The following is an 11,648-nucleotide window of genomic DNA, read 5'->3' on the forward strand; positions in this document are numbered from 1 at the left end:
GGTATATCTAAAAGGCTGTTTTAGAGATGGTGCCGAGGGCGGGACTTGAACCCGCACGAGGAAACCCTCACTACCCCCTCAAAGTAGCGTGTCTACCAGTTCCACCACCTCGGCTCTAAATTTTATTTTTATAATAGTCTTTAACTTTTGTCAAGTAAGTTCAAATTTTACTTTAATAAAAAATTTTTTTATGCTATACTGCAAACAATTATGAGGATTTTGTTTTTTTTAATTTTTTTACTGTTGCCAATTTTAAGTAATGCAACCGATTTCAACAATTGTCTATCTTGCCACAAAGGCATTGAGCAAATGCCAAAGCCACATAATTTTAGTTGCGATCAATGTCATGTATTGCCTCAGGATAGAAATAAACCCATAACTTCGCATAAAATGATCGTAAAAAACCCTTCTTCTCCAAAATACTGGAATACATTTTGTTATAAATGTCATTCAAAACAAATAAACGATGTTGAGCATTCACTACACTACACTGCTTATGGTGAAATAAATAAAACTCTCTTTACACTGATTCATAAAAAAACAAATTACACAGTTCAAGATCTACCTGCAAAGGGTAATAATCTCTTAGAGACACTCTCATTTCAATTTCTTAGACAAAATTGCCTAAAATGCCATATATCAACTGAAGGCGAAAAAGGTACTGGATTATATAGGCCTTCTGGGTGTGCTGCATGTCATATGCCATTATCAAAAGATGGCATATATCTTGGAAACGATAAAGCTATGCATGGCAAACCATCAAACATTGCCTATCATAAATTTATAAAACCACAAATGCAAAACTGCCTATCGTGCCACAATAAACAATACGTAGGAACAGATTATCTTGGTATGTTTCCAAAAGAATTTGGTGAAACCTACAGAACACCAATAAACAAAGAAGGTAATTTCCCACCTGTAATCTATGGAATTGACTATAACTATTTAGCAAAAGATGTACACTACATTGCAGGCATGACTTGCATGTCTTGTCATACAAAACAGGAAGTCATGGGAAATGGCAAATTTTACCACAACGAAACACAAAGCCTGCAAGTAACCTGCCAAACCTGCCATGGAGGCTACCATACAAAACCAAAACGTTTTTTTAAACACATAAAGTTATTTAACCCAAACATACCAGGACACAAGTATCACGAAAATGTCTCATGTAGCGCCTGTCATGCTCAATGGACAATATACGATTTCGGTTTTTATGCACTAAAAGATGACACAAAAGACTACACTAAATGGTCAGCCTTTACACTCACAGGTAACCCTCAGGTAGATAAATTTTTATCACATGCAATAGGTCTCATTGAAGAAGGTAAAAGCGCACCCGCTCTTATGCAAGAAGATTTCTTAACAGGAAAAATGGAGCCAGGATTGTGGCATATTGGGTATTTGTTCACAAGATGGGAATATGTAATATTGGGCAAAATGGGCTCTAAATATGTAATTTTGCGACCAATGTACCAGTATTATTTTAGTTATAAAAATGCCCAGGGTAAAGTCCTTGTAAATAATAAATTTATGGGAGCTGATTGGGAACCATACTTTCCTCATACGATTGGAAAAGCAAGAAACTGTCTTTTTTGCCATGGTAATAAAACCGTGGCTGGAGAAGGTTTTTACCCAATTAAAGACAATTTTGCAACAAACCTCATGAAACCTACTACATGTGCTCAAAGCAATGTTAGGGTTTTAAATAAAAAGGAAAAAGAAAACTTAATAAATTATACACCTTTGTTTAAAAAAGAATATTTAAGGCATTTAAACTATAATAAATAATTATCTTTCGTACAGCAAATTTGAAGGTATTGTTGTATAAGATTTGATTTCGTTTTTATCATTTAAATATATGCTATAGCAATATATGCCAACTTGTGTTAAAAAATCTAGCAAGTACTTATCATTATTATTAAGCTCGCGTCTAATAACTTTATCTATAACAAAAATTATATATATAGAATGCCTGTAGTTTTCATCTGCAATATACATAAAGGTTTGGCCAATTGCATTAACCCATGCAGATTGATTTTTTTGTGTATTAAGCTCCATCTCAATAAATATAGAATTTTTAGGGTCATAAAAATCAGCTTGCCAGAATTTGTAACTTTTTGATGTGAGTGATTTTAGAGTTGTCATGATAGGAATATTTTTATCATTGAGCATTAAGCTATGTTTTTTTGCAATCTTTTTAAATTCATCTTTTATATCTTTCATATTAACTTTTGATGCATCACTAAAAAAATTATACAAACTAGAAAACTTTACTTGATAGTTAAAGTAAGCATTAAAAACGTCAACTATCGGGTACGATTCAACCATTAAATCACCTTTTTGTATTTTAATTTAAAACTTAACAAATTGTTGCCAATCTTGCAAGAAAAAAATAACTAAATTCCATATAAAACATGCATCAATTCTTTACCAAAAAAAATATAAGAAAATGCACTCAAAGCTAAAAATGGACCAAAAGGTATCTTTGCTTTAAATGTTTTACCAAATAATGCAACTAATAAAATCCCAACTATAGAACCTATAAATGATGCAAAAAAAATCGTGTATACTACGCCAACCCACCCTAACCATACGCCTATTACACCAAGTAATTTAACATCGCCAAAACCAAGAGCTTCTTGTTTTAATATTTTTGAAAATATTTCAGCTACACTATAAAATAGTATAAAACCAAAAACACCACCAATTAAACCCTCTGTAATTTTACCATTAAAAATTACAAATAAAATCCCAAAAACCAGTAATAAAATGTTTATTATATCTGGTATAATAAACAATTCTAAATCAATAAAGCTCAAAACAAGCAAACAGTAACCAAAAATAATCCAAAAAATAGTGTTTAAACTTAAACCAAACTTTAAAAATACACCCAATGCAATTAATCCACCAAAAATCTCAATTATTGGATATTTAAGAGATATTTTTGATTTGCAGTTTCTGCATTTGCCTTTTAATATTATATAGCTTAATAAGGGTATATTATCGTACCATTTTATAGGAGTGTCGCATGTAGGACAGCTAGAAGGCGGTGTTATGATGGAAATACCTCGTGGTATTCTGTAAATGCAAACATTTAAGAAACTGCCAAATATTAAACCCATTAAAAATACAAACACATAAATCAATCTTCTTCCTCATTTTTTGGCTTTTGTGCAAGGTAAACTACACCAATACTAACAACATATAGCAAAATCATAGGTATTGCCATCAAAAATTGAGACAATACATCAGGAGGAGCAAGTATTGCTGCTACTATAAATGCAGCGAGTATTGCATAGTCCCATTTTTTTATAAGCCATTTTGCATCTATAATGTCTGCTTTTGCCAAAATAAAACTTAAAACAGGCATCTCAAATATAAGTCCAAATGCAAAACAAATTCTTAAAAAAAATGACACATACTGCTTAATACTTGGCATCGCAGATATTTCCGCGCCACCATAGCTTACTAAAAATTTTAAACCAATAGGCAATATCACTTTATACGCAAACAAACATCCCAATAAAAAAAATATGGTAGCAAAAAGCACAAAAGGCAACACAACCTTCTTTTCTTTTTTCGTTAAACCTGGATTTACAAACATCCATATATGATAAAACACATAAGGCAAACCAAAAAGCAAAGCCGCATACAAGGATACTTCCATTCTAACCCAAAAAGCTTCAGTTATGCCTGTAAATATAACATGGCTTGTTTTAGGTAAAACTTTTATTAAAGGCTCCATGATAAATTGCAGAATTTGCAGTGAATAATGAAATGTAATAAGTGCCAATATACCAAGCACAATTGTTACATATATAATCCTTAGCCTGAGCTCTTCTAAATGCTCAAGCAACGTCATATTATTTGGATCTTTCTTCATTTGTATTGTTTTCTTTTTCTTTATTGGCTTCTTGAGTTTTTGCTTCGTTTAACAAATCTTTCCATTGGTTTTTTAGTTTTTCTGTTGGATTAATGTCTTTAAAATTTGTAAATTTTTTAAGGTCTTTTATTTTTTTGAAATCCTCAATATATTCACTATCAATATCAATATTTTGTTTTATATCATTTTTTGCTTGTTCATAAGCTTTAATAAAAGCTCGATAAAATTTAGCAAACTCTCTTGCAATTTCAGGCAAACGTCTTGGCCCAACAATTACAATTAGTATAAATAATATTACAAGAAGTTCACTATCAGATATACCAAACATTTTAAAAAATTTATTCTAAAAAGCACTAGCCAAAAAATTAGCTATAAACTTTTTTAGATTCATATCCAAAATTAGTGATAGACGAGCAAACCTATTTATTTTTCCTTCAAAACGATTAAATATTTAACGTATAATAAACTTTTATATTACTTTTTGAATTTTACCGGACTTCAAACATGTTGTACAAACAATTATTCTTTTTGGTTTTCCATTTAATAAAACTTTAACCTTTTGAAGATTTGGATACCATACTTTCTTTGTCTTCCTATTTGAGTGGCTTACATTATTTCCAACATGAACACTTTTTCCACATATCTCACATTTCCTTGACATCTTTACAACCTCCTTCAAATACACATACACTATAAACAATATACTATAATTTTTCAAGTATTTCTTTTTCAATGGGTTCTTTATAGTCACAATCAGGATTAGCACATTTTAAAGAGTCTTTTAATATTCTAAACAATTCATAGCCGCACTTTGGGCATTTTTTATTGATTATATTACCTTTAATTGTAAACTTACAATTTGGATAATTACTGCAGCCGTAAAATTTTCCACGCTTTGACGTCTTTTCAACTAAATCTCCCCCGCAGGCAGGACACTTTAAACCTGTGGGATATGGCATAGTGTTTTTACAATCTGGATAATTAGAACAGGCAAGAAATTTACCACCTTTTTTTGAGTATTTAACCACCATTTTAGCACCGCATTTATTGCATACTATATCAACAATTTCTTCGTTTAAAGATTTTGTGTTTTTGCACTTTGGATAATTTGAACAAGCAAGAAATTTACCAAAACGCCCCTGTCTTATAACCATTGGAGCCCCGCAAAGCTCACAAACCATGTCCGTTGGCTCATCTTTTGGTTTTATGCTGTCCATTTGCTCATAAGCTTTATCAAGCATAATACGGAATTTTTCGTAAAAATTTTTTAACAATTGATTCTTATCAACTTTATTTTTTGCTACATTATCCAGGTCCTCTTCAAGTTTTGCAGTAAAATCAACATTTATAATATCTTTGAAATAATCATCAAGCGCCTTTGAAACGATTATGCCAATCTGTGTGGGATAAAATTTTTTGTCATTTAGCACCACATACTGTCTTTCTAATATTGTATCAATGATTGTCGCATAAGTTGAAGGCCTACCAATACCATAAGATTCCAGTGTCTTTATAAGACTTGCTTCACTGTAACGCGGTGGTGGCTCAGTAAAATGTTGTTTTTCTAAAACTTCTTTTAATATCACTTTATCATTTTGTTTAAAACTTGGTGCTTTTTGAAAATCATTATCTGATAAATCCCAAATTTTTAAATACCCATCAAAAACAAGCTCATTAAAACTTGCTTTTGATTTAAAGCGTTTAGAAGAAAAAATTATATTGACAGAATTGATTTTTGCACTTGCAGCCTGACTTGCCATAAATTTTTTCCATATGAGATTGTACAATTTATACTCATCTTGAGTTAAATACTCTTTCACCATATCTGGTAAAAGCGAAGGTTTTGTTGGCCTTATAGCTTCGTGAGCCTCTTGAGCTGTTTTAGATTTTGTTTTGTAAATGTTTGGTTGCTTTGGTGCATAATCTTGTCCATAAAACTTTTTTATTATATCCAGTGCTTCTTCTTGAGCCTGTCTTGCTACATTTAAAGAATCTGTCCTCATATATGTAATAAGCCCCATACGTTCTTTTTGCAAACTCACACCTTCGTAAAGTTTTTGTGCAATTTGCATTGTCTTTTTCGGAGAAAAACCCAGTATTGTTGAGGCTTCGGCTTGAAGTGTGCTTGTGATATATGGTGGCTTTGGTTTTCTTATCAATGTTTTTTTTGTTATATTTTCAACAACAAATTGTTCTTTTAAAATTTCTGATTTAATCTGCGATGCTTTTTCAGCATTACAAATCGAAAACTTATCTAACTCAACATTATCAATAGTTGTAAGAATTGATTCAACATCCTTATTTTTATCAGAAAAAATCAAATGAAGTGTCCAGTATTCTTGTTTTGTGAAATTTTTTATCTCTTCTTCTCTTTCCACTATTAGCTTTAGCGCAACAGATTGAACTCTCCCGGCAGAAAGTCCTCGCCTGATCTTTTTTGCCAGAAGTGGAGAAAGCTTGTAGCCTACTATTCTATCCAAAATACGTCTGGACTCTTGTGAATCCACCATTAATTTATCTATGCTTCTGGGGTTTTTTAATGCATTTAATATAGCTTCTTTTGTAATTTCGTGAAAGACTATACGTTCTACTTTGTCTTTTGGGACTTTGCCAGCTTCAACAATGTGGTAACCAATTGCCTCGCCTTCCCTGTCTTCATCTGTAGCAATATAGACTCTATCTGATTGCTCGCTTAGCGTTTTGATTTTTTCAACTATAGGCTTTTTATCTTTTAAAATAGTATATTTTGGTTTAAAATCATGTTCGATATCAACACCAAAGTTGTTTTTAGGCAAATCCCTTATGTGTCCATAAGATGCTATAACCTCATAGTCTTTGCCTAAAAAACGCGATATGGTTTTTGCTTTTGCAGGAGATTCTACTATAACCAAATTCATAATTTTCTCACCCTATCAAAGTCAAGACGCTTTATTGCACCTTTAAGCTCTAAATCAAATATTACACATGTAAGCTCATCAATTGAAAGATTTACCTTACAAGCAATTTCGTCAAGACTTATCTCTCCTTCAATTGCATCTAAAACATAAGCTTCCTGTTTTGTTAAAGTAGGCTTTTGTTGATTTTCATCGTTGCGGTTTAAAGTAGTTTTTATTTCTCTATAAAAATAAAACACTATATCTGAAGGTTCTTGAGCCAAAAATGCTCCATCTTTAATAAGTTGATTGGTGCCATAGCTTCTTTTTGAAAAAATCTCACCCGGTATTGCAAACACAGGCTTTGATTGTTCTTGGGCATATTTGGCACTAATTAGAGAACCGCTTTTTATATCCGCTTCTACAACAAGTAACCCTTCACTTAAACCCGTAATTATCCTATTTCTTCTTGGAAAATTATATGCGTTTGGTGGTGTTTGTATGGCAAATTCGCTTATTATAGCACCCATTTGAGTCATCATATCAAATAATGGCTGATTTTCTTTTGGATAAACTATATCAATACCACATCCAAGCACACCTACACTGTATCCTTTATTTTCCAAACAGCTTTTATGCGCAATGCTATCAATGCCTCTTGCCAGACCGCTTACAATAGAAAAATTTGATAAAGTTAGTTCTTTTGAAAAAATCAAAGCACATTTTTCACCGTAGCCAGATGGATATCTTGTACCAACTATAGAAAAAAACAACTTCGAAGAATCAAAATGGCCTTTAACAAACAATACTAAAGGCGGATAATCAATATTTTTAAGATTTTGAGGATAGTTTTTATCAAAGTAGTCTATAACTGTAATATTATTTTTGTAAATATAGTCTAAATCAAAATCTATCTTTTTTGTATCTACTTTTGGTTTGTGTTTTTCATAAATTTCTTCTATTGAATGAAATTGGCTTAGTTCCTTTAAAATTATATTTGAATTTGAAAGAGCAATTACAATTTCATTTCTTTGCAACAAGTAACCTCACAAGCCCTTTGTAGTAATAATACTCATAAAAACTTTTAAAACCAACGCTTCTTAAAATTTCTTTAATAGGAGTATTGATGAATTCTACAGCCAAAGGGCACTCAAAGTGGTTAAACAATTTCCTAAACCAAAAAGGTTTACTGTCAAAATCAAATTCATTATAGTCTAAAATACAAAATTCACCATTTGGTTTTAAGTTTGAGTATGCATTTTTTATTATCTTAAGCCTGTCTTTGTGATCAAAACCGTGCAAAACAAAAGATATAAATACTTTATCAACCAAAAACGGCGAAGACACTCTAATATCGTGGTAAAAAATTTTTACATTTTTGTAGGATTTGCACTTTTTATAAGCTCTATAAAGCATGGTTTTGCCAATATCAAAACCAATGATTTGACCTTGAGATAGTTCTGCAAATTTGCATAGTGCCATGCCAGAGCCGCATCCATAATCCACAATACTATAATTTCTGCCAATTTCGTTCATTTTAACTGAAGATCCTTCACATGCGTTGAGGATGACATTTAGAAAATTTTTGTATGTAAAACCACTAATTAAACTAATAAGCTCATCGTAAAAAAGCGCTTCCAAGCCTTTTACTTCAACTTTGCTCAAACTTTTCATAAGCTGGCTATAAACTATAGAAATTTTAAAGAAAAGTCAACCATTATTTTTTAATTGCAGGGCATAATTGCTTTAATTCCTCAATGCTTAAATTCTTCATGCTATCCCAGAAAGGAAAGGTCTTGCACTGACTGGGCCTACTTGGATAGATTTCACACAAACCATCGTTCAAAAAACAACACTTATACTCTCCATTAATTTTTACATTTGCAAGTACAATTTTATCATAGAATTTCCTTGTATAAATCTGAATAAATTGCTCAATTTCTAAATTTAAATAAATAGCAATAGATTCTATATCACTTTGCTCTAAAAACACATAACCCTCGCCTTTGCAACAGTAACCTTTACAAATTTTGCAATAACTGTCATCAAAACAGTAGTTAAAACCTAAATGTTTCTGGCACACAAATCACTTAAAAAACAATTATCACAATGGGCTTTTTTTGCTGTGCAAATATACCTACCATGCAATATCAAACCAGAAAAAAACGCTACCCAGTATTGCTTTTCGCAAATAGATTTAATCGATTCCTCAACTTCTTTTGGGTCAGTGGTTTTTGAAATTCCAAGCCGCTTGCAAACACGCGCCACATGCGTATCTACACCTATTGTGGGCTTTGAAAAACCAAACGCAAGTAAAATATTAGCTGTTTTTTCGCCAACACCAGGCAATTTAATTAACTCATCAAAATCATCTGTAACTTTATTATCAAACTTATCACATAAAATTTTTGACAATTCAAAAATACTTTTTGCCTTAGAATTGTGCATGCTGCATGAGGATATTAGCATGTTAACCTCATCTGGGCTTGAATTTGCTATATCACAAGGGGTTTTAAATCGCTTAAAAAACTCCTTTGTAATCTTATTTGTTGTTTTATCAAGGCATCTTGCGGATAAAATCAAAGCTATAAGTAATTCAAACGGATTTGAGTATTCAAGCTCTAACTTTGGTTCTTTGTAGTGTTCAATAACTCTTTTAACTATTTCATTCATATTTCTTGCTCTTTAACTATATTTTGCTTTATATATTTAATAAAATCTTCAAAGGGTTTTAAAATATTGCTTCTTCTATCACCAGCAACTATAACCAGCATAATATCATCGCCAACATTAAGTTTTCCTGCATTTATAAATGCATAAACATGCTCTATGCCAGGTAAAGTTTTTAATTCATTAACTTTTTTATCCAAAAGTTCTTTATTGTAACTAATAACCATCTCTTTTACAATTTTTGAGCCATCCTTTGAAGTTTTTCTTACAATCCCATTATGGATTAATATCATACCTAATCTTTCAGGGTTTGTTTGTTTTTTTATTTTTTTAATAATTTCATCAATACTTGGCATCTTCATAATATAATTGCCTACCTTCAAAGTTTTTAAATGTATAAATATTATCTTTTTTTGAAATTATACGGTTTGGTTCTAAAATAATTTTACCTCCATCATCGACATCAACTGCAAAAAATGGCATACAAAGACCACTAATATTATTTCTCAAAAGACCTATAATTTTTAGCGCATCTTCTATTTTAACTCTGAAGCGCTCATTACCCACCGCCCTATCGCAACCAAACAAATAATACGGTTTTATACGAAGCCTAACAAGTTTACAAAACAATTCTTTAAGTATAAAAGCGTCATCGTTTATCCCGCGCAATAGCACGGTTTGCGAAACAACCGGAAAACCACTATCAATAATTTTACCTGAAGCTTCAATAAAATCATCCGTTATCTCATCTGGGTGATTTATATGGATTGAAAACCAAATAGGCTTATAAGGCTTCAAAGCTTCAATCAAAGAATCACTTATCCTATATGGTAAAACACTTAAGGCGCGTGTGGCTATTCTTATTAACTCTATATGTTTAATTGACCTAATTTTTTCAATAATGTTAGCTAAGCTTTTGTCCTCAAAAGTTAGTGGGTCTCCCCCGCTAATTAGCACTTCTCTTACTTGAGTCTGGCTATTTAAATATTCAATAGCTTTCTTTAAACTAAAACCTTCATAATTATCCCAATTATTTTTTCTAAAACAAAATCTGCAATTTGCAAAACATTTATTTGTTAAAACAATTAATGCTCTGTCTGGATATCTGTGAATTAACCCCTTTACTTTTGTGAATTTTTTTTCATACAAAGGGTCTTTTAAACCTTTTTCATCTTTTTCATTTGTTTCAATAAATTGATTTAGTATGGCTTTGCTTTGAAACAAACTAAGCAAATACGGCGTAACAAGTGTATCTTCCGTACTTACAAGACCAAGACTTGATACATTTTTTAAAGAATGTTTTACTTGCCAATGCCAGTCTTTAAATCCATCCATTAATTAAAAAGATATCCCAATCATTATTGTATTCGAATTTACAGCTCCGTTTGGTTCTTTTATAGAAGCACAAGACATATGTATAAATCTATCCTCTATAAACATTTTTGTAGATTTGCCCACATTAAATTCTATACCTAAACCTACCTGTGGCATAAATAAGTATTTTGAGGCTTGGTCTGGATACTGCAAAGTATTGTATGAAACACCCAAACCGCCATCAGCAAATGTCCTGAATGTCGTTTCATTTAAAAAATAATACCTCAACAAACTACTCACACCAAAGGACACGCCTTCTGTTGGTCTATTTACATACGCAACAAATGGCTCTGCTATAACGCTAAAATTTTTAGTGTAAAAATGCTCGAAATCAACACTCGCTTTATAATAATCATAATATTTTTTATCCAGTTTGCTAAAACCATTACCAGAATTTAGTAAGCCAAAACCATAACCCAAATTGTATATAATACGAGCGCTAGCTACACTACTAAATGCAAATAAAAACAAAGCAATAAATACAATTTTTTTCATTTTACACCCCCATCTTTTGGATTATAGTTACTTTTTGTTTTTTTTCAATAAATGAACGAAATTTAAGGTTTTTATAATTTTTAAAACAATGTAAGTCGCTAGTTTAATATGTTATGAGTAATTCGAAATTATTTGTTTTGCTGTTTGCTATATTTTTTTGCTTAACTCAAGTACAAAGAAATCATATATACTTCATGCATTATGCCAGAGATGGAGTAAATACACTTGATCATAAGCTCACTCAAAGGCTACCAAGAATTGAACTTGAAACCAATTCTGATGAATTTTTAATATTCAATGAAAAACGAGATATACAAAATCCAAATAAAATGTTATAAATATATTTTGAG

Annotated in this window: 15 protein-coding genes and 1 tRNA gene; 2 read left to right on the forward strand and 14 right to left on the reverse strand. The window is 31.3% G+C overall.

Features of this window, described 5'->3' with window-relative positions; genetic code table 11:
* Positions 1–27: 27 nt before the first annotated feature.
* Positions 28–114 (reverse strand) — tRNA-Leu (locus tag BLQ93_RS00100).
* Between the two features lie 96 nt (positions 115–210).
* Here BLQ93_RS00100 and BLQ93_RS00105 point away from each other — a divergent pair.
* Positions 211–1,791 (forward strand): cytochrome c3 family protein, encoded by a 1,581-nt coding sequence (locus BLQ93_RS00105; RefSeq protein ID WP_143338634.1) that lies wholly within the window; start codon positions 211–213, stop codon positions 1,789–1,791.
* On the opposite strand, the gene BLQ93_RS00110 is transcribed toward BLQ93_RS00105, so the two are convergent.
* The 13 genes from BLQ93_RS00110 to BLQ93_RS00170 form a co-directional block, all read right to left on the reverse strand.
* Positions 1,792–2,331, reverse strand: a complete 540-nt coding sequence (locus BLQ93_RS00110) for a hypothetical protein (RefSeq protein WP_092127267.1) — start codon at positions 2,329–2,331, stop codon at positions 1,792–1,794.
* Positions 2,332–2,399: 68 nt separating this feature from the next.
* Complete coding sequence (locus tag BLQ93_RS00115; protein ID WP_245670432.1) at positions 2,400–3,140, reverse strand: prepilin peptidase; 741 nt, start codon at positions 3,138–3,140, stop codon at positions 2,400–2,402.
* A gap of 5 nt (positions 3,141–3,145) precedes the next feature.
* Positions 3,146–3,886 (reverse strand): twin-arginine translocase subunit TatC, encoded by a 741-nt coding sequence (gene tatC, locus BLQ93_RS00120; protein ID WP_245670425.1) that lies wholly within the window; start codon positions 3,884–3,886, stop codon positions 3,146–3,148.
* On the reverse strand, positions 3,867–4,214 hold the full coding sequence (locus tag BLQ93_RS00125) for a Sec-independent protein translocase subunit TatA/TatB (protein WP_092127275.1): 348 nt from the start codon (positions 4,212–4,214) through the stop codon (positions 3,867–3,869). Before BLQ93_RS00125 ends, tatC begins: the two co-directional genes overlap by 20 nt.
* Before the next feature lie 141 nt (positions 4,215–4,355).
* Complete coding sequence (rpmB, locus tag BLQ93_RS00130; RefSeq protein WP_092127277.1) at positions 4,356–4,547, reverse strand: 50S ribosomal protein L28; 192 nt, start codon at positions 4,545–4,547, stop codon at positions 4,356–4,358.
* A gap of 43 nt (positions 4,548–4,590) precedes the next feature.
* A complete protein-coding gene (gene topA / locus BLQ93_RS00135) occupies positions 4,591–6,783 on the reverse strand; it encodes a type I DNA topoisomerase (RefSeq protein WP_092127279.1) in 2,193 nt (730 codons plus the stop codon).
* Positions 6,780–7,796, reverse strand: a complete 1,017-nt coding sequence (gene dprA / locus BLQ93_RS00140) for a DNA-processing protein DprA (protein ID WP_159427446.1) — start codon at positions 7,794–7,796, stop codon at positions 6,780–6,782. The genes topA and dprA overlap by 4 nt, the downstream gene beginning before the upstream one ends.
* Positions 7,783–8,433 carry a class I SAM-dependent methyltransferase gene (locus tag BLQ93_RS00145; protein WP_092127286.1) on the reverse strand — a complete coding sequence of 217 codons (651 nt, stop codon included), beginning with the start codon at positions 8,431–8,433 and terminating at the stop codon, positions 7,783–7,785. The genes dprA and BLQ93_RS00145 overlap by 14 nt, the downstream gene beginning before the upstream one ends.
* A 43-nt stretch (positions 8,434–8,476) precedes the next feature.
* Complete coding sequence (locus tag BLQ93_RS00150) at positions 8,477–8,842, reverse strand: YkgJ family cysteine cluster protein (RefSeq protein WP_092127289.1); 366 nt, start codon at positions 8,840–8,842, stop codon at positions 8,477–8,479.
* Entirely contained in the window at positions 8,824–9,432 is a 609-nt protein-coding gene (nth, locus tag BLQ93_RS00155) for an endonuclease III (protein WP_092127292.1), read from the reverse strand. Before nth ends, BLQ93_RS00150 begins: the two co-directional genes overlap by 19 nt.
* Positions 9,429–9,791 carry a molybdenum cofactor biosynthesis protein MoaE gene (locus BLQ93_RS00160; RefSeq protein ID WP_092127294.1) on the reverse strand — a complete coding sequence of 121 codons (363 nt, stop codon included), beginning with the start codon at positions 9,789–9,791 and terminating at the stop codon, positions 9,429–9,431. The genes nth and BLQ93_RS00160 overlap by 4 nt, the downstream gene beginning before the upstream one ends.
* Complete coding sequence (locus tag BLQ93_RS00165; protein ID WP_092127297.1) at positions 9,772–10,764, reverse strand: KamA family radical SAM protein; 993 nt, start codon at positions 10,762–10,764, stop codon at positions 9,772–9,774. The genes BLQ93_RS00160 and BLQ93_RS00165 overlap by 20 nt, the downstream gene beginning before the upstream one ends.
* Before the next feature lie 3 nt (positions 10,765–10,767).
* On the reverse strand, positions 10,768–11,298 hold the full coding sequence (locus tag BLQ93_RS00170) for an acyloxyacyl hydrolase (RefSeq protein ID WP_092127300.1): 531 nt from the start codon (positions 11,296–11,298) through the stop codon (positions 10,768–10,770).
* 113 nt (positions 11,299–11,411) lie between these two features.
* Here BLQ93_RS00170 and BLQ93_RS09355 point away from each other — a divergent pair, with 113 nt between their 5' ends.
* Positions 11,412–11,636 (forward strand): hypothetical protein, encoded by a 225-nt coding sequence (locus BLQ93_RS09355; protein ID WP_143338636.1) that lies wholly within the window; start codon positions 11,412–11,414, stop codon positions 11,634–11,636.
* The last annotated feature ends 12 nt before the right edge of the window (positions 11,637–11,648 follow it).

Origin of the sequence: Desulfurella multipotens, assembly GCF_900101285.1 — a bacterium.
Taxonomy (GTDB): Bacteria; Campylobacterota_A; Desulfurellia; order Desulfurellales; family Desulfurellaceae; genus Desulfurella; species Desulfurella acetivorans.